Source organism: Streptomyces prunicolor, assembly GCF_045162825.1.
GTDB classification, from domain to species: domain Bacteria; phylum Actinomycetota; class Actinomycetes; order Streptomycetales; family Streptomycetaceae; genus Streptomyces; species Streptomyces prunicolor.
Map to the genome: position 1 here is coordinate 6,716,995 of NZ_CP108676.1, position 22,440 is coordinate 6,739,434.

Sequence of the window (22,440 nt, forward strand, 5' to 3'; positions counted from 1 at the left end):
TGAGGGAAGCAGGCCGTAGAGAGAGGCGGCTTCGTGCGGCGGCTGCTGATGGTCGGTTTCGTGCCGTGTGGGCTCTTCGTGACCTGCCTCGGGGCCCTGGTGCGCGCCGGAAGCTTTGCGGGGCGCAGTGACTGGGCTCGGGTGATTCCCGGAAACCCGAGTGGGCAGGCCGGAATCCTGGTGGCTCTCACCGTGTGTACGTCACTCCTGGCCCTGTTGCTTCAGCCGTTCCAAGTGCGGGCGGTGCGGGTGCTGGAGGGGTACTGGGACCGGTGGCCGGCTACGGCCGGGCTTGCCGGGGTGCTGATCGAAGTGCAGCGGCGCCGCTGGGAGGCATTGAGGGAGCGGGCCGAAGGTGCCGTCCGGGGTGATACGGCCCGTCGTAGGCGGGCGGATGCGGGGCGAAGGCTGAAAGCACGCCCGGACGTGGGCGTTCTGTTGCCGACTTCCCTCGGCAACGCTCTGCGTGCCGGCGAGCTCAGCGCGGGCGAGAGGTACGGCCTTTCCACGCTTGCTTCCTGGCCGCGTGTCTACATGCAGGTCTCGGACCGGATGTCGGACACCCTCAGCGCGGCCAGAGATGCCCTGGACACGTCCGTCAACCTCTGCTGGAGCTTCCTCGCCGTGGCCGTGGTGTCCGGGGTCGCCGTCTACGACGAGGTGAACTTGTGGTGGCTGTGGGGCGGGGCGCTGCTGCTCGCAGCGGTCGCGTACAAGGGCGCGGTCATTGTCGCGCAGGCCTACTCAGGGCTGATGCATGTGGTGTACGACCTGCACCGCTTCGAGTTGTTGGATGCGCTGCACTACCCGCTGCCGCTCGATGACCAGGCGGAGCAGGAGATCTTCGGCGCAGTCTCGGACCGGTTCACCGGGCAGGCCGTCGGGCGGGTCTCGTACGATCACGGTGGTGGTCGCTCACACTCTGACGATGCCGACCACCGAACACATTCCGAGCACGTGGATGGTGAAGCCGGCTGAGGGGTCGAGAACTTCTGCCGCCTTCTGTCCTGTCTCGGCTATGTGCGTCAGCACGGTTCCGGACGAGTGCACCTTTACCCAGCGCTCCCGGGGAACGGTCACGCGTACATGTCCGGCGATCGCCGTGACGTGAATGACGGTCCGGCTCTCCTCCGTCGTACTCGTCAAGTCGGCCCGCAACTCACCGAGTACGGCCCGGACCGTGACCGTCCTGCCCGTGTCCTGGGGTATCACGACCCGACCTGTCGTCAGGACACTGCTCCAACTCGACTTCTGTTCAGGGCCGGAAGAGGCGACCACCAGCACGGTGCCACCCAGCGTCAGAAGTCCTGGGAGCGCCAGGTTCGTCACGGTGGCGGTGCCGACGTTGCTGGATGTCGAGAGGCCGGCCGCGGCGACAGCCATGAGAAGCAACGGGCCGATGAGCGAGCCGTTCGGCAGCATCGACCGCAACAGATTGACAACGGCCAGGCCCAGCAAGGCCCATGGCCACCACCGGGCACCGAACTCCAGCGCGACGCGGGCCCGTTGTCCGGCATCGCCGGCGAGGTAGCAGCCGATGACCACGGCAAGGAGACCGAACCACAATCGGGCGCGCGAGGTACGGGCACCGTCCTTGCCGTACGCCATGGCCCGCTACCGCCTCCGGGTCGTGCGGGCCCCGGAGGCAGCCGCGGCGACATGTTAGTCCGGCTCAACTGCGGGGCTGTCGGGGAGTAGAGGTTCGCCGAGCTTCGTGCGAACGGTCGTTTCCCAGAGGAGGGCTTCCTCCGTGTCGTCGGAGATGGCGATGAGCGCGGCCCGGACGTTCGTCAGAGGGCAATTCGACAGGTCGTGGTCCACCATGTCCCCGTACCTGCTCAAGAACTTCCTCAGGTCCTCAGCTGGACCGTCGAGCGACTGTTCCAGTTCCTTTCTGCGCACCCTTGGACCATTGAACTCGACCTCGCAGCCGGAGCACACATGCGCTTGCAGCGGTTCCACACCGGGCAGGACAGTGTCGTACAGCATCAGTCTTCCTCTCCGGAGAGTTCACGGTGGATCAGGTACCTGATCCACAGGCCTTCCAGGCACGTCGCGGCGAACACGAGCCCGCCGGCGATCCAGCGCCCCATATGCTGCTTGGCGGTGTCGGATGGCGCCAGCGCGCACGCCACCCCGAGGCCAAGAAGCAACAGCCCGAGGTTGAAGCAGCGGGCCGAATAGTTGGCAAACCTCCTGTAGCGGCGTTGAGCCACCCGCAAGCGGCGCGCGAATCTCTGATTGCGCTCAAGCGGAGGGAGGCGCTGCCAGGCGTCCACATGGCCCAGCCGGTCCTCCACGTCCTTGAAGCTGAAGGCGAACTGGCGCGCATAGTAATTGAGTTGAATGGCGGCGATCAGTACGAGGGCGCTGGCGACCAGCAGGATCAGGGTCGGCCCAGGCAACAGGAAAGCCTCGTCGGAGCCCGCCACCACACCAGCCAGGGAGAGTGCAGCGGCGGTGAAGAGCGGTGCTGCGATGAAGAAGGCATCCTTCATCGCAGCGTCATAGCCGTACCGTCTCGGCTTTTCCTTGTCGTTCAGCTTGTCCGCCACGGTGCCCCCTCCGGCATACGCCGTCACCTCACAGGGCAGTGTGGGCCCAGAACGAACCGTTCAGCAGGAGTGCAAAGCAGCCAATAACGCACGGGGGCCCTGTTCCTGAAGGTGCGGAAACATGGCCTTGAGGCGAGACTGCGGGCGGGCGGCGCGTGGCGAGTGCACGCTCGACTTCCTGAATCGGCTTCGTGACTTCGATCCCGCGCGAGCACCCATCAGTGACTCTGGCGGTACGAGTACGGCTCCCGATCACGTCGGCCGGTTGTGGGACGTGGACCGGTGTCACCTCGCCGTGGTGGTATCCGGCTCGTATCTGAAGGCTGATATCAGTGCGCTGAGTTGGTGGGTGCCGGTGGTGAGGATGGTCTTGGCCGGGTCGTCGGATTCGCGGAGGAGGATCGTTCCGGTGGGGGCGGAGGCGACGTAGACACAGGAGGAGGCCTCTTCGCTGTAGGTGGACTTCTGCCAGTTGAGTGGGGTCACGGCTCGGCTCTCAGGTGTCTTGGGCGATGCGGTGGATGAGGTCGCGGGATGCGTCGGGTTCGAGGGTGACCTCCTCCATGCGGTCCAGGATCAGTCGGTATTTGGTCAACTGCGCGACGGAGTCGATGAGTTCGCTGCCGTGCGCCGCGTCGAGCTGTGCGGTGTCTAGGGCGGGTACCGGCCCGTGGGCGTAGTCCAGGCCATGGCCGACGGTGGGGAACACGGTGCCGTCGAAGGGAATCACCTGAACCGTGACGTGCGGCTGTTCGCTGGTCTTGGCGAGGTAATCCAGCTGGGCGCGAGCCACCTCGCCGCCGCCGAACCGCATGCGCAGCGCGGCCTCGTGGATGATCGCCGTGTATTGCGGCGGCTGCGCCCGGTGCAGGATGGCCTGGCGCTTGATGCGGTGGGAGATGCGGTACTCGATCTCGTGCGGGCGGAGCGTGGGGACTGCCTGGCGGAAGAGGGTGCGGGCGTGCTCCGGGGTCTGGAGCAGCCCGGGGATGTTGATGACCTGGGCCACTCGTAGCGCGACGGCGTGGTGTTCCATTTCCGCGACGTCCAGGAATCGGGGCGGGAGCGTGTCCCGGTACTCCTCCCACCAGCCGCGCTCGCGGTGCGCCGTCATGGCTACGAGCGCGTCGATCAGGGCTTCGTCGGTGCAGTCGTAGTTCTGCGCGAGGGTGCGGACCCGTTGCTCGCTGAGACCGAAGCGACCCGTCTCGATGTTGCTGATCCGGGCCTGGTTGGCGCCGAGCATCTCGCCCGCCGCGCGAGCGGTGAGGCCCGCGTGCTCACGCAGTTTCCGCAGCTCGGCGCCCAGGCGGATCTGGCGTGCCGTGGGTGTCTGCCGTGGTGGCATGCTGCTTCGCTCCCTCGTCCTGTGGTCACCCACACGAGTGGACCGTCGGATGTATTCGCAGGTTTCGTAGAAACCATTCTACGTACGCCGCTACGGTGAGTTCCGAACCGCTCAACTACCCCCTCCGCAGGAGGCGTTCATGGTCACCGTATCCCCGCCAACGTGGGCGTACGCCCTCCAACTGCCCCACGATCCCCGCGCCGTACGCATCGCCCGCGCTACCGTCCGTGCCGTACTCGCCGGGCACGGGATGGATCAACTGGCCGATCCTGCCGAACTGTTGGTCTCCGAACTCGTCAGCAACGCCTATCGTCACGCGGGCGGCACCGCCACCCTCCGCCTGCGGTGTCTCGACTCCCGTCGCCTCCGGGTGAGCGTCTGGGACGCCAACCCGGACATTCCGCCGCCGTTCGACAAGCGGTCCGGTCCTCTTCGGTCGGTTCCGGTCGACGCCGATGGAGGGCGGGGGCTGTTCCTCGTCGGTCACTACGCCGTGGCGTGGGGCGGGTATCCGCTCGGGGACGATCTCTTCGGGATGGGCGGGAAGTTGCTGTGGTGCGAGTTGGCGGCGGCCTGAGCCTCAATCGCCCTTCGGCTGACCCGCCTTGAGGATCTCCTCGACGTCCAGGGCGACCTTCGCGCCGAGGGAGTCGGGGAGGGTGACGAGTTCGCCGGGGGCGTGGATGCGGTGGTTGGTGTAATCGTCCCCCGCCGGGTCAGTGAGGACGTGGAGGTGCTGGTGTTTGCGGTCGACGATGACGTACACCGGGATCTTGGCCTGGGCGTACGCGGTGACCTTGGTGCGGAGGTCGGCCTTCCAGTTGCTGGAGGTGACCTCCAGGACGAGTCGGAAGACCACGGGGTCGTAGCAGTTGTTCTCGATGAGGTGGTCTTCGATGTCGGCTTCGACGATGCAGAGATCGGGAATCGCGTAGTCCTCGGGGCCGTCCGGCAGCCAGACGCCGATGGCCTGGTGCACCTCGGTCTCGTTCTCATCGAGGCCAGCGGCCTCGAAAGGGCGAGTCACCTTCTTCAGCGCCCTCGAATGAGCGACGTCGGGAGATGGCGTCACGAGGATCAGGCCTCCGATGATCTCGACGCGGCGGCCCGGAAGGCGATCCATGATGCTGTTCGCCTCCGCGATCAGCGACCGGTCGCCGTGCGGCTGCTCGACGGGTGCTGCGGACATCACGTGCCTCCCGTGGGCTGTTGTCGAGAGCATCATCGTAGGCCGGGCAGCCCTCAGGAGCCCTGAAAGAGGTGCTTCACCCGATCGTGGCCCCGCACGCCCGAGGGCCCCGTTCCAGAACAGGAACGGGGCCCTCATGGCCGTACAAGAAGACGACGTACAGAAAACAACCTCAGAAGCGCCGCGTGATCAGCGCCCGCTTCACTTCCTGGATCGCCTTCGTGACCTCGATGCCTCGGGGGCACGCGTCCGTGCAGTTGAAGGTCGTCCGGCAACGCCACACGCCGTCACGGTCGTTGAGGATCTCCAGGCGCTGCTCGCCCGCCTCGTCACGCGAGTCGAAGATGAAGCGGTGGGCGTTGACGATGGCGGCCGGGCCGAAGTACTGGCCGTCGTTCCAGAAGACCGGGCAGGAGCTCGTGCAGGCTGCACACAGAATGCACTTCGTGGTGTCGTCGAAGCGCTCGCGGTCCTCCGCCGACTGGAGGCGTTCCCGGGTCGGCTCGTTCGTGTCCTTGGTGATGAGGAAGGGCATCACGTCGCGGTACGCCTGGAAGAACGGGTCCATGTCGACGACCAGGTCCTTCAGGACCGTCAGACCCTTGATCGGCTCGACCGTGATCGGCTTCTCGGGGTTGAGGTCCTTGATCAGGGTCTTGCAGGCGAGACGGTTCTTGCCGTTGATCCGCATCGCGTCCGAACCGCAGATGCCGTGGGCACAGGAACGGCGGAAGGTGAGGGTGCCGTCCAGTTCCCACTTGATCTTGTGGAGGCCGTCGAGGACGCGCTCCTTGGGATCGATCTCCAGCTGGAAGTCTTCCCAGACCGCTTCCGCCGAGACCTCGGAGTTGAAGCGGCGGATCCGGAAGGTGACCGTGATGTACGGGGAGTCGGCGAAGCCGGGCTCGGGCTGGCCGGCCGCTTCCGCCTTGTCCAGAACAGGGGTAGCCATCAGTACTTACGCTCCATCGGCTGGTAGCGGGTCTGGACGACCGGCTTGTAGTCGAGACGGATGGACTCGGTGCCGTCGTCGCCGACCTCGCGGTACGCCATGGTGTGGCGCATGAAGTTGACGTCGTCGCGGTTGGGGTAGTCCTCGCGGTAGTGACCGCCGCGGGACTCCTTGCGGGCGAGGGCGGAGACCGCCATGACCTCGGCGAGGTCCAGGAGGTTGCCGAGCTCGATCGCTTCCAGCAGGTCCGTGTTGAAACGGCGGCCCTTGTCCTGGATCGAGACGTTGCGGTAGCGCTCGCGCAGCTCCGCGATCTTCTCGACCGCCGTCTTGATCGTCTGCTCGGTGCGGAACACCATGACGTTCGCGTCCATGCACTCCTGCAGCTCGCGGCGGATGACCGCCACGCGCTCGGTGCCCGTGGAGTTGCGCAGGTGCTCGACCTGGTCGATGACCTGCTGCGCCGGGTCCTCGGGCAGCTCGACGTAGGACGCCTTCTGGCTGTACTCCGCCGCCGCGATGCCCGCCCGACGCCCGAACACGTTGATGTCCAGGAGGGAGTTGGTGCCGAGGCGGTTCGCGCCGTGCACCGACACGCAGGCGACCTCGCCGGCCGCGTACAGGCCCGGGACGACCGTGGTGTTGTCGGTGAGGACCTCACCCTGGACGTTCGTCGGGATGCCGCCCATCGCGTAGTGCGCGGTGGGCTGGATCGGGATCGGGTCCGTGTACGGCTCGATACCGAGGTAGGTGCGCGCGAACTCCGTGATGTCGGGCAGCTTGGCGTCCAGCTGCTCCGGCGGGAGGTGCGTGAGGTCGAGGTAGACGTGGTCGCCTTCGGGACCGCAGCCGCGGCCCTCCCGGATCTCCGTGTAGATGGACCTCGACACCACGTCTCGCGACGCCAGGTCCTTCATCACCGGCGCGTACTTCTCCATGAAGCGCTCGCCGTCCTTGTTGCGGAGGATGCCGCCCTCACCGCGGGCGCCCTCCGTCAGCAGGATGCCCATGCGCCAGATGCCGGTCGGGTGGAACTGGAAGAACTCCATGTCCTCCAGCGGCAGCCCGCGCCGGTACACGGCGGCCTGGCCGTCACCGGTCAGGGTGTGCGCGTTCGACGTCACCTTGAAGAACTTGCCGCAGCCGCCGGACGCGTAGATCACGGCCTTCGCCTGGAAGACGTGGATCTCGCCGGTCGCCAGCTCGTACGCGACCACGCCGACCGACGTCTTCACGCCGTCGACATCGGCGATCAGCTGGTCGAGGACGTAGAACTCGTTGAAGAACTCCACGCCCTCCTTCACGCAGTTCTGGTACAGCGTCTGGAGGATCATGTGGCCGGTGCGGTCGGCCGCGTAGCAGGACCGGCGGACCGGGGCCTCGCCGTGGTTGCGGCTGTGACCGCCGAAGCGGCGCTGGTCGATCGTGCCGTCCGGCGTGCGGTTGAACGGCAGGCCCATCTTCTCCAGGTCGAGGACCGAGTCGATGGCCTCCTTCGCCAGGATCTCGGCGGCGTCCTGGTCGACCAGGTAGTCACCGCCCTTGATCGTGTCGAAGGTGTGCCACTCCCAGTTGTCCTCCTCCACGTTGGCGAGCGCGGCGGCCATACCGCCCTGCGCGGCGCCCGTGTGGGAGCGGGTGGGGTAGAGCTTGGTCAGGACGGCGGTGCGGCTGCGCTTCGTCGACTCGATCGCGGCGCGCATACCGGCGCCGCCGGCGCCGACGATGACGGTGTCGTATTTGTGGATCTTCATCAGAATTCCTCAGTCCCTCAGCCCGATGGCCTAGCGGATGTTCGGGTCGAAGGTGAAGATCACCAGCGTGCCCAGCAGGATGGTGAACACCGTGGCGGTGTAGAGCAGGCCCTTGAGCCACAGCCGGGTGTTCGCGCGCTCCGCGTAGTCGTTGATGACCGTGCGCAGGCCGTTGGCGCCGTGCAGCATCGCCAGCCAGAGCATCAGCAGGTCCCAGACCTGCCAGAACGGCGAGGCCCAGCGGCCCGCCACGAAGGCGAAGCCGATCTTGGAGACACCGCCGTCCAGCACGAGCTGGATCAGCAGGTGGCCGAGGACCAGGACGACCAGCACGACACCGGACAGACGCATGAAGAGCCAGCCGTACATCTCGAAGTTGCCCCGGGTCGACTTCGGGGTCTTCTTGGTGCGCTTGCGGGGGGCCTCGATGAGGGGCGCGGGGTTGTCTACGGAGTAGACGGGCGCGCTCTCGACGGGGCCGATGTTCGACGTCGCGGTTTCAGTCGTGGACATCTGGGTCAGCTCCCGAAGAGAACACGAGCGGCGTGGCCGAGCACGGGGTAGATCGCCCCGAGCATGAGCACCAGCCACAGGCCGACGACGGACCAGAGCATCTGCTTCTGGTAGCGCGGGCCCTTCGACCAGAAGTCGACGGCGATGACGCGCAGGCCGTTGAGGGCGTGGAAGAGGATCGCGGCGACGAGGCCGTACTCCAGCAGTGCCACGATCGGCGTCTTGTAGGTGGCTACGACCTTGTCGTAGTCCTCGGGGGAGACACGCACAAGAGCGGTGTCCAGCACGTGTACGAACAGGAAGAAGAAGATGAGGACGCCGGTGACTCGATGAGCCACCCAGGACCACATTCCTTCCCGGCCGCGGTACAGCGTTCCAGCCGGCACGGAAGAACCCTCCGGGAGCGGGGATTTAGGGCCGCGCCGGCTTCTCTGTCGGTCGGGCCCGGCCGGGTACGGTCCTCCGGCCCTCAGCATCGTATCCAGCCGTTGATGTGGGTCTTACGGCGGGCCTGCTGGTGTGATCAAAATGGCACCCAAAGGTGCGCGTATGGGCTAGTTTCGGGCGGCTATTGGGGTGGGGGATTGCGTTGAATGCCGGGTGCGGCGCCGTTGTGGCTGGTCGCGCAGTTCCCCGCGCCCCTTAAAAGCTGAAAACACGCAGCAAGCGCCCTCTTGCAAGGCGGCGGAGTTCCTCTGCCACCACCACCCGTTCCTCCTCCGGGTCGTTCGTCAATCGTGACCGGATGCCTGCCAGTACGTGGTCCAGGACCTCGTCCGGGGCAATGCCGTCCGGGCAGATGACGAACACGTGGCCGAACCTCGCCTCGTATGCCGCGTGGGCCGCGTCCAGGGCCATATGTGCGGCCTCGTACGTGTCGTCCGGCAGGACCGGCAGTGACTCGCCCGCCAAGGCCTCCGCCAGGTCTCCCGCCGTCAGGTCGTACGCCGCCTCGTCGGATGCGGCGAGTAGGGAGTCGAGGTCGGGGTAGGGGCGGTGGTCGGAGAGGCGGCGGGACCAGTGGAGGCTGTGGAGGCAGGCGAGGAGGGTGTGGCGGGCGTCGTCGGGGGACGCGGCGTTGAACCCCGCCAGCGAATTCGGGTACCGCGACGTCCGGGACTGCTCGGGCAGCGCCGGTATGGCCACTCGGCCGGGAAGGTCGGGGAGCTGGGGAAGGCGGGGCGCAGGCAGTGTGGATCCTCGCGTCACGGAGACGGTGCGGCAGGGGATGCGGTGCTGAAGAGTGAGAAGTGCGTCACCACGTTATCGGGAGTGGTCATGAGGTGTCCGACGGATGCCCGAATTTCACCCGGAAGGGAGAGTTTCGGAACGCGTGGTGGACACCGGCGATCCGCCCGGGGCCGTAGGTTGGCGCCGTGAGCCAGCACAGGCGCCGCTCGTCGGCGAAGCAGGTGAAGCCGTCGAAGTCGTTGAGGCAGCGGCGGGGGCTGATCGCGGTCGCCGCGGCCACCGTGGTGGTCGGGGGCGGGGTGGGCCTCGGGCTGTGGGCCGCGTCCGGGGACGAGGGGGGTTTTGGGGGTACGGCGGTCGGGTCCGCCGACGAGACCTCCGCCGCCTCGCGCGGCGCGGCCTCCCGTTCCGCGTCCCCTACGCCGAGTCCGAGTCCGACCCGGTCGTATCCGTTGTCGCAGACGCCCCGCACCATTCCCGCTGTGCGTTCCCATACGCCCGCGCGTGGTCCTGGCTGGCGGCCCGCGAAGGGGTACCGGGTCGTCGTCGACGACGCCGATCTCGTCGACGAGGGGCGGCTGATCGCGGGTGAGCTGGGGCTCACGTACGGCGGCGAGGCGAGTGACGTGCGCGCCGGGGACGTACGACTGGCCCTGAACGACGACGAGGGCGCGGACCCGGAGTCGTATGCCATGACCGTGCGCGGGGGGCGGGTCACCATCAGCGGGCCCTCGGACGCCGGGGTGTTCTACGGGACCCGGACGCTCAAGCAGGAAGTGCACGGTGGCGGTACGGCGCCGGAGGGTGTTGTGCACGACCAACCGGCCAAGCCGCGGCGCGGGTTCATGCTGGACATCGCGCGCAAGCCGTTCACCGCGGGCTGGATCGAGGACCGGGTACGGGAGTTGGGCGACCTCAAGTTCAATGAGCTGGGGCTGCACTTCTCCGACGACCAGGGTTTTCGGATCGCGTCCACCAGCCATCCGGAAGTCGTGTCGAAGGATCACCTCACCAAGGCGCAGGTGAAGCAGATCGTCGATCTCGCGGCCAGTCGGCACATCACCGTTGTGCCCGAGATCGACTCACCGGGACACCTGGGCGCGGTGCTCGCCGCTCATCCGGATCTGCAACTGCGGAACGTGTCGGGCATCGCCACGCGCGGCGCGATCGACATCTCCAAGGACGCGTCCGCCGCGATCGTCGACGAACTCCTCGACGAGTACGCCGGGTTGTTCCCCGGGGACCAGTGGCACCTCGGCGGTGACGAGTACCAGGCGCTCACGGTCGCCAACCCCCAGGCATCCTTCCCGCAGTTGGCGGCCGAGGCCACGAAGGCCTACGGCTCCGGTGGCACCGTCGCCGACCTCACCACCGGCTGGCTCAACGACCGCGCGGACACGGTCCGCAACCACGACCGCACGATGCGGGTGTGGAACGACGGCTTCTTCGCGGGTACGTCCGTGCAGGCCGCCAAGGATCTCCAGGTCGCGTACTGGACGGGCAAGGAGATCGGCGCCCGGCAGCCCATCGCCTATCTGAGCGCGGGGCGCAAGCTCCTCAACTACAACGACGAGTACCTCTATTACGTCCTCGGCGAGCCGCAGACCTTCGTCTATCCGACGGGGCGGCGGATCTACGAGCAGTGGACGCCTCGGGTGCTGCGCGGCACGACGGCGGTACCGGCCAAGTACGACGGCCAGATCCTCGGCGGGTCGTTCGCGGTGTGGTGCGACCTCGCCAACTCGCAGACCCAGGCCCAGGTCGCGGCCGGTATCCGGATGCCGTTGCGGGCCACGGTCCAGAAGCTGTGGGATCCGGGGACGCCGGCGCTGACGTGGACGCAGTTCAAGTCGCTTGCGGACAAGGTGGGTTGAGCGGGGCGGTCGGCGCGGCCGGAATGCTGTTGGACTTGAGGGACCGGTGGATCGTATGTTCCCCCTGCTTGTTCGCACTCGGGGGGTTGCTTCATGGTGTCCGTTTCCATGCCCATGCCCAGACCGGTGTCCCGTCTCCGCTCGCCGGTCGGCCTGGGCCGGGCCGCCGCCGCGCTGCTCGGGATCGTCATCGCGGCCGATCTGTTCGCCATCTATGCCGGATTCAAGCTGTACGACGTGACGGGCGACCTCGTGGACGGCGCGTCCGGTAGTGCCGTGTTCGGGCGTGCGAACGCGGCGGAGTCGCTCGACTCGCTGGCCGGGAAAGCCCAGTCGGGCTCGATGCTCGTGTGCGTCATCGTGTATCTGTCCTGGTTCGTGCTGGTGCGAGGCAACGCCGGGGTGTTCGATCCTGCCGAGCAGAGCATGAAGCCCTGGTGGGCGGTCGTCGGGTGGTTCGTGCCGCTGCTGAACTTCTGGTACCCGCGCCGGATCACCCTGGAGATCTGGGACGCCAGCAGCCCGGTGGGTACCCGCAGACCGCATCTGCTGGTCAACGTCTGGTGGACGCTGTGGATCCTGTCGCTCCTTGTCGACCGGGTGAGCTACCTGGAGTACGGACAGGACGCCGGCTCCATCCAGGCGGCCGCCGGCCAGTCGATGATCTTCGACGCCCTCCATGTCGCGGCCGCCGCGCTCGCGATCCTCGTCGTCCTGCGGCTGACCCGTATGCAGCACGAGAAGGCGCTGGCGGGGCCGGGGATTCCGGTCGGGCTCTGAGCGCGTTCGGCCAGGTGTCCGGCCGTTGGCCGAAAACCTCTTCTTCCGTTTTTTCTGCCTGCCCGGGGGTGTCCCGTGTGACACTCCCGGGGTGGGGCGCGCAGTCAGGGGAAACGCGGGTTCCATAGGGGAGGGGCCCCGCCGAGGGAGGTCTGGATGAGTCTGGTGGAACTGATCGCGCAGGCCGACGATCGCGCACTGGCTGCCGGTGGACTGGCTTGTTTGGATCGGTGCGTGCCGTTGTTGGGCGGCGACGACGAGGTGTTGCGGCCCTTGTGGACCAGCCTCGCCGACCCGGCCGTGGGGGAGACGTGGGGCGAGTGCCTGGAGCAGGCGCGGGCCAAGTTGCCCGGCCTCTTCGAGGAACCCGGCGAGGACCAAGCCGTGCGGCTCGCCCGCACGATGCTCGCGACCGCGCCGACGGTTCCGGCCGGCACCGAGGTACGGGAGTGGGCCGATGCCTGCTCGGTCGCCTCGCTGCGGATCCATCGGCTCCTGGAGGTCATGGTCCCGGCCGGTGGCGCCGCCGACGACGACGTCGACTCCCGCCGTGAAGGTCGTACGGAGGGAATGTCGCCCCTCGTCGCCGCCGAGCTGCGCCGCCAGATCGCCGTCCTCGAACTCCTCGCCGGAACCGGAAACGGAACCGGCCCCGCCGTCGGCGGACTGCGCCAGGTGCTCGCGGTGTCGACGGAGGGGCGCCGGGTCCTGCGTGCGGTGGTCTCGCGGCGGGCGCGCGGCCGGAGTTGAGCGGCAGTCGGGTGCGAGGTCTGTGATCGTCGTGCGGCGAGGGTGGGGCGGTCCTGCGCCGGTCCGGGGAAATGCCCGGATCGGGGTGCCGGAACACCCGGCCATCAAGGTTTTCTCGGTGTGATGACACATGTGATGACGGTTCAGGAGAACAGGCCGAGGGCCGCCGCGCAGCCCGTGCGGTGGGCGGCCGACGCCGTGGCGACCATGCGCGAGGGGGCCCGGGTCCGGCTCGACTACTCGGCGCAGAGCCTGTGGCGGGTCGACCGGATGATCGAGGAGATACGGCGGGACGGGGCGCCGTACGCCGCGATCGAGAGCGAGTTGCGCGGGTTCGGGGCGTACGCGGGTGAGGTGATCGCGCGGCAGACCGGTGGCGAGTGGTGGGCATCCGGGGGTGAGCACTGGCTGCGTACTCCGGAGGGGCGGCTGTGGGACCCCATCGACGAGGCGCGGCGGTGTTTCGGCGGGCACGGGTCGCTGCGGCTGCTGTGCCGGGACGCGGTGAACGGCGTTCGCCGGTAGGCGAGTTCGGTGGTGCGGGGCTCGGCAAAATCGGCGCAATAAGAGACGCCACCGTTCCCAAAGAGTGGGGTGCGGGAGGACGATGAGAGCGTTCGCCGGACCCGGGGAGGATCCATGGCCGAGAACCGTCGTTGGTGGGCGCTCGTCGTCATCGCGCTCGCGCAGTTGATGGTCGTCCTGGACATGACCATCGTCAACATCGCACTGCCGTCCGCCCAGATCGACCTCGGCATGTCGGACGGGAACCGGCAGTGGGTCATCACCGCCTACACCCTCGCGTTCGGCGGGCTGTTGCTGCTCGGTGGCCGGATCGCCGACCTCGCCGGGCGCAAGAACACCTTCATGATCGGGCTGATCGGCTTCGCCGCCGCGTCCGCGCTCGGCGGTGCCGCCGCCAATCAGGGCATGCTGTTCGGCGCCCGGGCGCTGCAAGGTGTCTTCGCCGCCCTGCTGGCCCCCTCCGCGCTGTCGTTGCTCACGACGACGTTCACCGACCCGAAGGACCGCAGCAAGGCCTTCGGAGTGTTCGGCGCAATTGTCGGCGCGGGCGCGGCAGTTGGGCTTCTTGCCGGCGGCTTCCTCACCCAATACCTGGACTGGCGCTGGTGTTTGTACGTCAACGTGCCCATCGCGCTGGTCGCGTTCGCCGGTGCCTGGGTCCTGCTCAGCGACAGCTCCCGGCACCCGGAAGCCCACCTCGACATACCCGGCGCGCTCCTCGGTTCCCTCGGCATGCTGACGTTGGTCTACGGCTTCTCCGAGGCGGAGTCGCGGAGTTGGGGCGACGGACTGGTCCTGACCCTGCTCGCCGCCGGGGTCGTGCTGCTCGGCGCCTTCGGGTTCTGGCAGACCCGGGCGAAGGTTCCGCTGCTGCCGATGTCGGTGGTGAAGGACCGTCAGCGGGTCGGGGCGTTCCTGACCATCCTGTTCGTCACCATCGGCATGTTCGGTGTGTTCCTGTTCCTGACGTACTACATGCAGCGCGTCCTCGGGTACTCGCCGGTGAAGACGGGCGTCGCCTATCTCCCCATCACCGTCGGCATGATCACCGGTTCCACCCAGGTCGCGGCCCGGCTGCTCAACAGGGTTCCGCCGCGCACCCTGATCGTCCCGGGTCTGCTGATCGCGGCGGGCGCGCTCGCGCTGATCGCCCAGGTCGGGGTGGAGCCCGCGTACGCCACGTACATCCTGCCCGGCATGCTGATGCTCGGCCTCGGCATGGGTACGGCGATGATGACCTCGGTGTCCCTGGCCACCGGAGGCGTCGCCCCGCGCGACTCCGGCGCGGCCTCCGCCACCTTCAACACCGCCCAGCAGGTGGGCGGTTCGATCGGTACGGCGCTCCTCAACACGATCGCCGCCACGGTCACCACCCGCTACGCCACCGCCCACGCGGGCCCCGGCGTGAACCCGAAACTCCTTGAGGCCAAGGCCGCGGTGCACGGCTTCAACGTCGCCACCTGGTGGGCGATGGCCTCGATCCTGCTGGCCGCGCTCATCGCGGGCGTCCTGGTGAACACGGACCGGGTGCCCACCATGGGTGCGGTGGCGAAGGAGGCCCCGCAGCAGCCGGTGGACACCCCCATCTAGCCCTACGGTGCCCGGAGTTGACCGCGCTCGAAGTAGGCGACGAGTTCCGGATCGAGGGGCGGCACCTCGCGCGGGGTGCCGCCGTCCCGCAGCGACTCGGTGGCACCCGACCCGGCGGCCACCGCCATCCGCGCGGCGACCGGCGAGGTGTCGGTGCGCCCGCCGTGCCGTACGAAGCGCAGGAACTCGTCGATCAACAGCGGGTCGGCGCCGCCGTGTTCGCCGTCCTGCTCGGCGACGTCCGGGACCATGTGCTCGGCGTCGGCGTGCCCCCGGTATCCCGAACGGCGGCTGTTCCAGACCTTCACCACCGCGCCCGGTCCGTCGCCGAAGTTCTCCAGTCTCCCCGCGTCGCCGATGACGGTGTAGTTGCGCCAGTAGTCGGGGGTGAAGTGGCACTGCTGGTAGGCGGCCAACACCCCGTTGTCCAGGCGCATGTTGACCAGCGACACGTCCTCGACGTCGATGACCGGGTTGAGTGCCCGCTGGGTGTGCGGCGGCCAGTGTCCGTCCTCGGTGTACCAGTCGGGGGTCTTCGGTTCACCGGGCGGGCGACGGTGCGGATTGTCGCCGTAGACCAACAGGTCGCCGAACGCCTGGACTTGGCTGGTGTAGCCGCCGGCCAGCCAGTGCACCACGTCGAGGTCGTGGGCGGCCTTCTGGAGCAACAGGCCGGTGCTGTACCGGCGTTCGGCGTGCCAGTCCTTGAAGTACCAGTCGCCGCCGTAGCCGACGAAGTGCCGTACCCACACCGTTTTCACGGTGCCGATCGCCCCGCCCTCGACGAGGTCGCGCATGAGGCGGATCACCGGCATGTGGCGCATGTTGTGGCCGACGTAGAGGCGGGTGCCGGTCTGGTGGGCTGTACGGAGGACGCGGTCGCAGCGTTCGACGGTGATGTCGAGCGGCTTCTCGACGAGGACGGGTCTGCCCGCGCGCAGCGCCTCGCAGGCGAGGTCGGCGTGGGTGTGGTCGGGGGTCAGGACGAGGATCGCGTCGACGTGGGGGGACAGGACAACTTCCCGATGGTCGGCGGTTGTTGACGCACCTGGGAAGTCGCGGGCCGCCTCCGCCCGGGCCGCCGGGTCGGGGTCCGCGAGGGCGCTGATCCGCGAGCCCGCGCCGGGGCGGTGGGCGACCCGGGCGAGGCTGCCGCGCAGACCGTAGCCGAGGACACCGATACGGAGGTCGGACATGGGTCTCCTTCGTTCGCGGGGACGCCACGGGCGGACGGACACCGGGGCCAGAGGGACCGTGCCCCGTCGGCGGGCCGGAGATGTGTCGGGCGGCGGACGGGCTGTGACGTTTCTGTGAGGTGCGGCGCTGATGGCGATGGGGGGTGCGGGGGATCGCTGAGGGGGATCGCTGTGCCCGTACGGATTCTTCGCGCACTCGGTACGGACGAGGACGGGCCTTGGGCCAGACAGGCGAGCCCCGGCGCGGGCACGCGTACGACGGGGAACTGGGCGCGGCCGTCGCGCGGGCCCAGGAGGGCGACGACGGCGCTTTCGCGGTCGCGTACCGGATCGTGCAGCCCGGGCTGCTCGGGTATCTGCGCGGGCTCGTCGGCGACGAGGCCGAGGACGTGGCGGCCGACGCCTGGCTGGAGATCGCCCGGGACCTGGGCCGGTTCCGCGGCGACGGGGCGGGCTTCCGTGGCTGGACGGCGACCATCGCCCGGCACCGGGCCCTGGACCACCTGCGAAGACAGCGGGTACGTCCGCGACCGGCGACGCTCGAACAGGACGTACTCGAACTGCCGGGCCCGCACAGCACCCACGAGCAGGCGCTGGAGTCCCTCTCCACGGAGTACGCCCTCGGGTTGGTGCGGGGGTTGCCGCGTGATCAGGCGGAGGCTGTGCTGCTGCGGGTGGTCGTGGGGCTCGACGGGCCTGCCGCCGCACGGGTGTTGGGCAAGCGGCCCGGTGCGGTGCGTACGGCCGCCTATCGGGGGTTGAGGCGGCTGGCCCGTGAACTGGGCGTACGGGAAGCGGAAAGGGACGGAGACGGACATGGCTGACCGGGACATGGGCGGTACGGGTCTGCCGGGTCTGCTCGGTCTCCCGGGTCTGCTGGGCGCGGCGCTGCGCGACGGGGGCGTGGACGACGCGGCGGAACGGCGGGCAGTGGCGGCGTTCAGGGCGGCGCGGGACTCCGGGACCCGGCCGGGGAGGATGCGCCGTCGGGACGACTGGCGGCCGGGGGGCGGCAGGGGTCGGTAGGGGCCTGTAGGCGTCCTGCGGGACGGGACGGGACGGCGGCGGGGTCGGATGTGGCTCACCCGGCGGCCGAGCTGTTCGATGGTGCCGCGAGTGAGGAGGGGGCGCTCCAGCGGCTGTCCGCACGCTGGTGTTCCCGTCAGCTGGTGTCCGGTTCGAGCCGGAGGCCGTTGCGCAGTACCTGGTCGCAGGTGCTGAAACCGGTCACGAGGCGACCGCCCCAGGGCGCGGGGCTGACCGCGCCGCGCGCCCTGAGTTCCGCGTGGACGGGGAAGGGATCTGCCTGTCCCTCAGCCGTGCGAAGACGGGAGAACACGGAGGTGGAGGCCCGACGGTCCGATGCCGGAGTCGTGAGGCCTCCCACGATGGTGGCTGCTGGCTGCCGGCCGCCATCCGTACCCGTGGGGTGTTTGAGTCATCCGACAACACAGTGCTTTCGTAGGTTGTTCACGTCACTCGCCATTCACCCAGGCCCGGAAGCGGCTGAACATCCCGCCCTTGGGGCGCGGAGCGGCGTGCGACGGACGGCCGGCCGTCACCGTCTGCGGCATGGCGGCGGGCGTCGGCGCGACCTGAGCGGACGACGGCCGGGCCGGCCGGGCCCTGGTCACGGACGGCACGGCGCGGGGGGTGTACCGGATGGGCAGGGTCATCAGCCCGCGGCTCCAGGGCGCCGGCACCCAGGAGAGTTCCTTGAAGGGGACGCGCATCTCGATGTCGGGCAGCCGGTTGAGCAGGGACTCGACGGCCGTGGCCGTGATCATGAACGCCGGATCCTTCGCCGGGCACCCGTGCGGGCCGGCGCCGAACGCCAGATGGGCCTTGGAGCTGAGCTGTTCGCGGTGCGCGGTCAGCTTGGGGTCGGTGTTGGCCGCCGCGAAGGAGATCATGACCGGGTCGCCCGCCCGGAGGATCCGGTCGCCCAACTCGACGTCCTGCGTGGGGTAGTGGCCCGCGTAGTTGGCGATCGGCGAGTAGTTCCACAACGTCTTCACGACCGCGTCCTCGACCGGCAGACCGGTCGGCCAGTCGTCGCTGAGGTACAGCGCGGCGCTGGTGCCGATCGAGGCCGTCAGGGGCGTGGTTCCGCCGCCCAGCAGCAACACGAGCTGGTGCAGCACCTCCTCGTCGGTCAGCCGGGAGGAGTGCACCATCAGCCGGGTGGTGAGGTCCTCACCGGGCTCCCGGCGCTTGAGGGCGATCAGTTCGGCGACCGCGCCGCCCAGCGTCTCGTCGGAACCCGGGACGCCCTGGAAGACGCCGGTGAGGCCGGCGATCACCCGGTCGCCGAGCTCGGGCGGGCAGCCGAACAGCTCACCGAAGACCAGCAGGGGCAGCGGCTGGGCGTAGGCGGACATCAACTCCGCCTGCCCCAGGGCCTCGGAGCTGAACTGGCTGATCAGGTAGTCGGCCGACTGCTGCGTCAACCGGACGATCCGGCCCTGGTCGACGGTGGCGAGACTGTCCGTGACGGCCTGCCGCAGCCGGGCGTGCGCCGCGCCGTCGCTGAACATGGCGTTGGGGCGGTACCCCATCATGGGCACGGCCGGGCTGTCCGCGGGCACCTTCCCCGCGTTCAGGGCGTTCCAGCGCCGCGAGTCCCGCACGAACAGGGTCGGGTTCTGCAGGATGTACAGACTCGCGTCGTAACTGGTCACCAGCTCGACCTCGACGTCCGGCGCGATGTCGACCGGGGCGCTGGGCCCCAGCTTGCGCAGCTGGGCGTAGGTGTTCTCGGGGTCGGAGCCGAAGCCGGACCCGTACAGCGGGAGGTTGCCGTGCGCGGGGCAACCGGCCGGTGCCCCGGACGTGTCGAAGGGCTGTTGCATGCTGGCTCCTAGCCGAGTGAGGACAAGAGGTGCTTCACGAGCGTGATGAGTGCCTGCATAGAGGAGTCCTGGTCACGGACGTCGCAGTGGATGACCGGGGTCTCCTCCGAGATGTTGAGTGCCTCGCACACTTCGTCCAGCGGGAACTCGTGCTTCCCCTCGAACGTGTTGACGCCGATGACGTAGGGCAGACCGAAGGCCTCGACCAGGTCGAGGATGGGGAACGTCTCCTCCAGCCGCTCGGGGTCCGCCAGGACCAGCGCCCCCAGCGCTCCCCGGGACAGCCCCTCCCACATCTGTTTGAAGCGTTCCTGCCCGGGAGTTCCGAAGATGTAGAGGACCAGGTCCTCGCCCAGGGTGAGACGCCCGAAGTCCATCGCCACGGTCGTGGTCGTCTTGTCCGGGGTCTCGGAGAGGTCGTCGAGACCCTCGCTGGCTTCGGTGATCTCCTCCTCGGTCTGGAGCGGTTCTATCTCGGAGACACTTCCGATGTACGTGGTCTTCCCGACCGCGAAGTGGCCCACGACCAGGATCTTCACGGAGCGGGAGACGTCGGGATCCAGATACACGGGACTACGCTCCGGTTCGAATTCGCATCAGGCCGTCGAGCACGGCGGTCAGCAGGACGGGGTCGTGGCGTTCGGCGTGGGGCACCGGATTGCGCACATGGATCAGGCCGTCCTCGGCCATCTGCGCCAACAGGATGCGGACGATGCCCAGGGGCAGCCGGGTGTGGGCGGCGACCTCGGCGACCGAGAGGAAGCCGTCCGCGATCAGGTCCATGACCGTGCGGGCCTCCGGGGCCAGCGTGCGAGCGGCCGCTACGGCACCGTCCTGGGCGGTGATGATCGTGGTGTGCTCGTACTCGCTCTCCCGTGGCAGCGCGCGACCCTGCGCGATGACGAAGAGGGGGACTAATGGGGCCGTCAGTTCCAGCTCGCCGTCCAGTTCGTCACTCATCGCCCGTCCTTCCTCCCCTGGCGCCCGACCCGGCGGTCAGCGCCGGCATCGTGTCGCCCAGCCGTTCGGTGAACTCCTCGATGTCACAGCTGTGTTCGGCGGCCGCGGCGAGGAAGGCGCCCTCGCCGGCCGCGATCAGGAACACCCAGCCGTGCTCGAACTCGATGACCGTCTGCAGCCATTCGTCGTCCTGCTGGCCGCCCGCGAACGGCGCGGTCGCCCGGCTGTAGGCGTGGATGCCCGTCATGGCCGCCGAGATGGTGTCCGCGAGGTTCCTGCCGATCCCCGCGCTCGCCCCGCGCGGCAGACCGTCCGCGCCGAGCAGCAGCGCGTGCACGGCGCCCGGCACCGACGCCACCGCCTTGTCCAGCTCCGCGAGCAGGAAGACCGCCCCGCCCTCCGCGTCCCGCAGTGCCGAGGCGCGGTCCAGGGTCTGCGGCGCGTCACCGGGGGTCACCCGCGGCGGGGCGGTGAGGTTGTTGCCCAGCCGGGAGACCAGCCGGTTCATCCGGAACGAGAGCTGCTCCATGTCCACGTCGGGTTCCGCGGCGGCGGCCAGGTAGGCGCCCTGCCCGGCCCCGATCAGGAACACCCAGCCGTGCTGGAACTCGATGACCGTCTGGATCCACTGCCGGTCCTGGGCCAGTCCGGCGAAGTGGGCGGTGGCCCGGCTGAGCGACTGCATCCCCGCCATGGCGGCGGAGATGGTCCGCACGTCCTGGCCGGTCAGGTCGTCGGTGGACCCGCGCGGTATGCCGTCCGCGGACAGCACCACTGCGTGCCGTGCCCGCGGCACGTTGTCCACGATGTCCTGGACCATCCAGGACAGGTCTCCTGTACTCATGCGTTTTCGGACCCTCCGGGCGTCTGGGTGTCGAAGGAGGCCGTGTCACGCGCGGTCTGCGTACCGCGCTGCAGGGCCGCCAGGCTGCCGGAGCCGCGCCGGGCACTTCGGCGGGGTGCCTGCTCCGCACCGTTGGTGATGCTGGTGGGCGAGATGCGGGACCCGCGCTTCGGCAGACCACCCGCGGTACGCGCCGACCTTCCGGTCTCCATCGGCCGGATGCTGCTCACGGGGGCCTCGGTGGCCGGCGGCAGGGTCTCCTCCATGGTCCACAGCTCCTCGGGCAGCAGGACGACGGCCCGTACGCCGCCGTACCGGGAGACACCGGTGACGTCCACCGTGAAGCCGTGCTGACGGGCGATCATCCCGATGACGGGGAAGCCGAACTTGGGCTGGGTGCCCAGCTGGGACAGCCGGGGGAGGCCCTCTCCGGACAGCAGCGCGCTCGCCCGCTGCCGCTCCTCGTCGCCCATGCCTACGCCGGCGTCGTCGATGACGATGCACAGGTTCTTCTGGGCCTGCCGGAACGTGACCTCGATCGGGGCGTCCGCCTGGGAGAAGCTGGCGGCGTTGTCGAGGAGTTCGGCGACGGCCAGGGCGACCGGCGCGACCGCGGAGGCCTTCAGGGCGATGCCGCTGGGCTGCATGATCTCGACCCGCTGGAAGTTGCGGATCTGGCTCTGGGCGCTGCGGACCACGTCGTAGACGCTGGCGGGCTGGTTGCGGCGGCCCAGCGGGGCGCCGCACATGACGGCGATGCCCTGCGCCTTGCGGGCCATCTGGGCGTTGGCGTGGGTGATGTCCATCAGGTCGGAGAGGACCGCGTGGCCGCCGTACTCGCGCTGGACCCCGTCCAGCAGCGTGGTCTGCTCGGCGGCGAGGCTCTGCAGGAAGCGGGCGGCGCCCTTGAGGACCGCCTTGGTGTTCTCCTCGGCGGCCTGCCCCGCCTCGCGGATGACACCGTCCTGCTCGTCCCGCATCGTCACCAAGGCGGCCTGAGCGCGGTCGAGTTCACCCTGGGCGTACCGCAGCCGCGCTTCCAGCGCGGCTTCGGACTCCGTCTTCCTCCTCCCCAGGGCTCTGCTGCGGAGCATGAGTGCCACGACTGCGGCTATGGCTATCACCGCTATCGCAACCAGGCACCAAAGAAGCACGTCTTGAGTCATGGAAACCTTTCCCGGCGCGTGGCATGCAGGCGTCGTCGAGTACGCCTTGCAGGGATCCGCAACCCGTCCAGGGGACTGCATGACTGATCGACGCGGAGAGACGACCGCGTTCAGGCTCGGGGCCTGAACAAAAGTGGATCAAGGTCGCAGACGGCGGAATGCTATCACCGTCAACCGTGATATCAGCGGCCACTCCATCGGGTTAACACGGAGTCAACATGTCGGCTCCGTAAGGGGTGTTGACGGTGCCGTGAGACCGAGGCCTCCGACGCCGGGAGGTACCGGCCTCGGCGCTCCGGTCGGGGCGGCGCGATGTCCATGATCGTCAACTGCCGTGCGGGCGGGGTGTCTTCACTGCCCGGGCAGAGGTTCGCTGGTCAGGCGGTGCGAGGGGGCGGGGC

General features: G+C 68.8%; 26 protein-coding genes. 9 read left to right on the top strand and 17 right to left on the bottom strand.

Going from position 1 to position 22,440, the window contains the following annotated elements:
* Positions 1 to 33: 33 nt before the first annotated feature.
* Entirely contained in the window at positions 34 to 978 is a 945-nt protein-coding gene (locus OG588_RS30955) for a hypothetical protein (protein ID WP_405950129.1), read from the top strand.
* Here the strand turns inward: OG588_RS30955 and OG588_RS30960 are convergent.
* From OG588_RS30960 to OG588_RS30980, 5 genes are all read right to left on the bottom strand, one after another.
* Positions 916 to 1,608 carry a hypothetical protein gene (locus OG588_RS30960; RefSeq protein ID WP_405950130.1) on the bottom strand — a complete coding sequence of 231 codons (693 nt, stop codon included), beginning with the start codon at positions 1,606 to 1,608 and terminating at the stop codon, positions 916 to 918. The two genes, OG588_RS30955 and OG588_RS30960, sit on opposite strands and share 63 nt — an antisense overlap.
* A gap of 54 nt (positions 1,609 to 1,662) precedes the next feature.
* Positions 1,663 to 1,989: a hypothetical protein gene (locus OG588_RS30965; protein ID WP_405950131.1), complete on the bottom strand. Its 327-nt coding sequence runs from the start codon at positions 1,987 to 1,989 to the stop codon at positions 1,663 to 1,665.
* On the bottom strand, positions 1,989 to 2,555 hold the full coding sequence (locus OG588_RS30970; protein WP_405950132.1) for a hypothetical protein: 567 nt from the start codon (positions 2,553 to 2,555) through the stop codon (positions 1,989 to 1,991). The genes OG588_RS30965 and OG588_RS30970 overlap by 1 nt, the downstream gene beginning before the upstream one ends.
* Positions 2,556 to 2,840: 285 nt before the next feature.
* The gene (locus OG588_RS30975) at positions 2,841 to 3,041 is read right to left on the bottom strand and encodes a DUF397 domain-containing protein (protein ID WP_405950133.1); all 201 of its coding nucleotides are present in this window, start codon (positions 3,039 to 3,041) and stop codon (positions 2,841 to 2,843) included.
* A 10-nt stretch (positions 3,042 to 3,051) separates the two neighbouring features.
* Entirely contained in the window at positions 3,052 to 3,903 is an 852-nt protein-coding gene (locus tag OG588_RS30980; RefSeq protein WP_405950134.1) for a helix-turn-helix domain-containing protein, read from the bottom strand.
* A 139-nt stretch (positions 3,904 to 4,042) separates the two neighbouring features.
* On the opposite strand from OG588_RS30980, the gene OG588_RS30985 reads away from it, so the two are divergent.
* Positions 4,043 to 4,480, top strand: a complete 438-nt coding sequence (locus OG588_RS30985) for an ATP-binding protein (protein ID WP_405950135.1) — start codon at positions 4,043 to 4,045, stop codon at positions 4,478 to 4,480.
* Positions 4,481 to 4,483: 3 nt separating this feature from the next.
* On the opposite strand, the gene OG588_RS30990 is transcribed toward OG588_RS30985, so the two are convergent.
* The 6 genes from OG588_RS30990 to OG588_RS31015 form a co-directional block, all read right to left on the bottom strand.
* Positions 4,484 to 5,092 (bottom strand): Uma2 family endonuclease, encoded by a 609-nt coding sequence (locus OG588_RS30990; RefSeq protein WP_405950136.1) that lies wholly within the window; start codon positions 5,090 to 5,092, stop codon positions 4,484 to 4,486.
* A gap of 172 nt (positions 5,093 to 5,264) precedes the next feature.
* Complete coding sequence (locus tag OG588_RS30995) at positions 5,265 to 6,044, bottom strand: succinate dehydrogenase iron-sulfur subunit (protein WP_317884797.1); 780 nt, start codon at positions 6,042 to 6,044, stop codon at positions 5,265 to 5,267.
* Positions 6,044 to 7,798 (bottom strand): succinate dehydrogenase flavoprotein subunit, encoded by a 1,755-nt coding sequence (gene sdhA / locus OG588_RS31000; RefSeq protein WP_328679837.1) that lies wholly within the window; start codon positions 7,796 to 7,798, stop codon positions 6,044 to 6,046. The genes OG588_RS30995 and sdhA overlap by 1 nt, the downstream gene beginning before the upstream one ends.
* Positions 7,799 to 7,828: 30 nt before the next feature.
* Positions 7,829 to 8,311 (bottom strand): succinate dehydrogenase hydrophobic membrane anchor subunit, encoded by a 483-nt coding sequence (locus tag OG588_RS31005; protein WP_405950137.1) that lies wholly within the window; start codon positions 8,309 to 8,311, stop codon positions 7,829 to 7,831.
* A 5-nt stretch (positions 8,312 to 8,316) separates the two neighbouring features.
* Positions 8,317 to 8,697: a succinate dehydrogenase, cytochrome b556 subunit gene (gene sdhC / locus OG588_RS31010; RefSeq protein WP_078652359.1), complete on the bottom strand. Its 381-nt coding sequence runs from the start codon at positions 8,695 to 8,697 to the stop codon at positions 8,317 to 8,319.
* Between the two features lie 256 nt (positions 8,698 to 8,953).
* Positions 8,954 to 9,520 (bottom strand): 2-oxo-4-hydroxy-4-carboxy-5-ureidoimidazoline decarboxylase, encoded by a 567-nt coding sequence (locus OG588_RS31015; protein ID WP_405950138.1) that lies wholly within the window; start codon positions 9,518 to 9,520, stop codon positions 8,954 to 8,956.
* A gap of 221 nt (positions 9,521 to 9,741) precedes the next feature.
* On the opposite strand from OG588_RS31015, the gene OG588_RS31020 reads away from it, so the two are divergent.
* From OG588_RS31020 to OG588_RS31040, 5 genes are all read left to right on the top strand, one after another.
* Positions 9,742 to 11,376, top strand: a complete 1,635-nt coding sequence (locus OG588_RS31020; protein WP_405953251.1) for a beta-N-acetylhexosaminidase — start codon at positions 9,742 to 9,744, stop codon at positions 11,374 to 11,376.
* Between the two features lie 108 nt (positions 11,377 to 11,484).
* The gene (locus OG588_RS31025; protein ID WP_405950139.1) at positions 11,485 to 12,156 is read left to right on the top strand and encodes a DUF4328 domain-containing protein; all 672 of its coding nucleotides are present in this window, start codon (positions 11,485 to 11,487) and stop codon (positions 12,154 to 12,156) included.
* Positions 12,157 to 12,312: 156 nt separating this feature from the next.
* Positions 12,313 to 12,906, top strand: coding sequence for a hypothetical protein (locus OG588_RS31030; RefSeq protein ID WP_405950140.1), 594 nt, complete (start codon positions 12,313 to 12,315; stop codon positions 12,904 to 12,906).
* A 135-nt stretch (positions 12,907 to 13,041) separates the two neighbouring features.
* Entirely contained in the window at positions 13,042 to 13,431 is a 390-nt protein-coding gene (locus OG588_RS31035) for a hypothetical protein (protein WP_405950141.1), read from the top strand.
* Positions 13,432 to 13,545: 114 nt separating this feature from the next.
* Positions 13,546 to 15,021 (top strand): MFS transporter, encoded by a 1,476-nt coding sequence (locus tag OG588_RS31040; protein WP_405950142.1) that lies wholly within the window; start codon positions 13,546 to 13,548, stop codon positions 15,019 to 15,021.
* A 2-nt stretch (positions 15,022 to 15,023) separates the two neighbouring features.
* On the opposite strand, the gene OG588_RS31045 is transcribed toward OG588_RS31040, so the two are convergent.
* On the bottom strand, positions 15,024 to 16,217 hold the full coding sequence (locus OG588_RS31045) for a Gfo/Idh/MocA family protein (RefSeq protein WP_405950143.1): 1,194 nt from the start codon (positions 16,215 to 16,217) through the stop codon (positions 15,024 to 15,026).
* Positions 16,218 to 16,435: 218 nt separating this feature from the next.
* Here OG588_RS31045 and OG588_RS31050 point away from each other — a divergent pair, with 218 nt between their 5' ends.
* Both OG588_RS31050 and OG588_RS31055 read left to right on the top strand, forming a co-directional pair.
* Complete coding sequence (locus tag OG588_RS31050; RefSeq protein ID WP_405950144.1) at positions 16,436 to 17,041, top strand: RNA polymerase sigma factor; 606 nt, start codon at positions 16,436 to 16,438, stop codon at positions 17,039 to 17,041.
* On the top strand, positions 17,034 to 17,243 hold the full coding sequence (locus OG588_RS31055) for a hypothetical protein (RefSeq protein ID WP_405950145.1): 210 nt from the start codon (positions 17,034 to 17,036) through the stop codon (positions 17,241 to 17,243). Before OG588_RS31050 ends, OG588_RS31055 begins: the two co-directional genes overlap by 8 nt.
* Positions 17,244 to 17,692: 449 nt before the next feature.
* Here the strand turns inward: OG588_RS31055 and OG588_RS31060 are convergent, their stop codons facing one another.
* From OG588_RS31060 to OG588_RS31080, 5 genes are read right to left on the bottom strand one after another with little or no spacing between them, the layout of a single operon-like run.
* A complete protein-coding gene (locus tag OG588_RS31060; RefSeq protein WP_405950146.1) occupies positions 17,693 to 19,069 on the bottom strand; it encodes a cytochrome P450 in 1,377 nt (458 codons plus the stop codon).
* Between the two features lie 8 nt (positions 19,070 to 19,077).
* Positions 19,078 to 19,638 carry an ATP/GTP-binding protein gene (locus OG588_RS31065; RefSeq protein WP_019055713.1) on the bottom strand — a complete coding sequence of 187 codons (561 nt, stop codon included), beginning with the start codon at positions 19,636 to 19,638 and terminating at the stop codon, positions 19,078 to 19,080.
* A gap of 4 nt (positions 19,639 to 19,642) precedes the next feature.
* The gene (locus OG588_RS31070; RefSeq protein ID WP_019055714.1) at positions 19,643 to 20,029 is read right to left on the bottom strand and encodes a DUF742 domain-containing protein; all 387 of its coding nucleotides are present in this window, start codon (positions 20,027 to 20,029) and stop codon (positions 19,643 to 19,645) included.
* Positions 20,022 to 20,849, bottom strand: coding sequence for a roadblock/LC7 domain-containing protein (locus OG588_RS31075; protein WP_405953252.1), 828 nt, complete (start codon positions 20,847 to 20,849; stop codon positions 20,022 to 20,024). The genes OG588_RS31070 and OG588_RS31075 overlap by 8 nt, the downstream gene beginning before the upstream one ends.
* A 20-nt stretch (positions 20,850 to 20,869) precedes the next feature.
* Positions 20,870 to 21,967 (bottom strand): ATP-binding protein, encoded by a 1,098-nt coding sequence (locus OG588_RS31080; protein WP_405950147.1) that lies wholly within the window; start codon positions 21,965 to 21,967, stop codon positions 20,870 to 20,872.
* Between the last annotated feature and the right edge of the window lie 473 nt (positions 21,968 to 22,440).

Excerpts from the sequence above, each read along its gene's own strand:
- sdhA (WP_328679837.1), bottom strand. The coding sequence starts at position 7,798 with ATGAAGATCCACAAATACGACACCGTCATCGTCGGCGCCGGCGGCGCC.
- OG588_RS30980 (WP_405950134.1), bottom strand. The coding sequence starts at position 3,903 with ATGCCACCACGGCAGACACCCACGGCACGCCAGATCCGCCTGGGCGCC.
- OG588_RS31070 (WP_019055714.1), bottom strand. The coding sequence starts at position 20,029 with ATGAGTGACGAACTGGACGGCGAGCTGGAACTGACGGCCCCATTAGTC.
- OG588_RS31075 (WP_405953252.1), bottom strand. The coding sequence starts at position 20,849 with ATGGTCCAGGACATCGTGGACAACGTGCCGCGGGCACGGCACGCAGTG.
- OG588_RS31055 (WP_405950145.1), top strand. The coding sequence starts at position 17,034 with ATGGCTGACCGGGACATGGGCGGTACGGGTCTGCCGGGTCTGCTCGGT.
- OG588_RS31005 (WP_405950137.1), bottom strand. The coding sequence starts at position 8,311 with ATGTCCACGACTGAAACCGCGACGTCGAACATCGGCCCCGTCGAGAGC.
- OG588_RS30990 (WP_405950136.1), bottom strand. The coding sequence starts at position 5,092 with ATGTCCGCAGCACCCGTCGAGCAGCCGCACGGCGACCGGTCGCTGATC.
- OG588_RS30965 (WP_405950131.1), bottom strand. The coding sequence starts at position 1,989 with ATGCTGTACGACACTGTCCTGCCCGGTGTGGAACCGCTGCAAGCGCAT.
- OG588_RS31030 (WP_405950140.1), top strand. The coding sequence starts at position 12,313 with ATGAGTCTGGTGGAACTGATCGCGCAGGCCGACGATCGCGCACTGGCT.
- OG588_RS31025 (WP_405950139.1), top strand. The coding sequence starts at position 11,485 with ATGCCCATGCCCAGACCGGTGTCCCGTCTCCGCTCGCCGGTCGGCCTG.
- OG588_RS31045 (WP_405950143.1), bottom strand. The coding sequence starts at position 16,217 with ATGTCCGACCTCCGTATCGGTGTCCTCGGCTACGGTCTGCGCGGCAGC.
- OG588_RS30960 (WP_405950130.1), bottom strand. The coding sequence starts at position 1,608 with ATGGCGTACGGCAAGGACGGTGCCCGTACCTCGCGCGCCCGATTGTGG.
- OG588_RS30985 (WP_405950135.1), top strand. The coding sequence starts at position 4,043 with ATGGTCACCGTATCCCCGCCAACGTGGGCGTACGCCCTCCAACTGCCC.
- OG588_RS31040 (WP_405950142.1), top strand. The coding sequence starts at position 13,546 with ATGGCCGAGAACCGTCGTTGGTGGGCGCTCGTCGTCATCGCGCTCGCG.
- OG588_RS31035 (WP_405950141.1), top strand. The coding sequence starts at position 13,042 with ATGACGGTTCAGGAGAACAGGCCGAGGGCCGCCGCGCAGCCCGTGCGG.
- OG588_RS31080 (WP_405950147.1), bottom strand. The coding sequence starts at position 21,967 with ATGCTCCGCAGCAGAGCCCTGGGGAGGAGGAAGACGGAGTCCGAAGCC.
- OG588_RS30995 (WP_317884797.1), bottom strand. The coding sequence starts at position 6,044 with ATGGCTACCCCTGTTCTGGACAAGGCGGAAGCGGCCGGCCAGCCCGAG.
- OG588_RS31060 (WP_405950146.1), bottom strand. The coding sequence starts at position 19,069 with ATGCAACAGCCCTTCGACACGTCCGGGGCACCGGCCGGTTGCCCCGCG.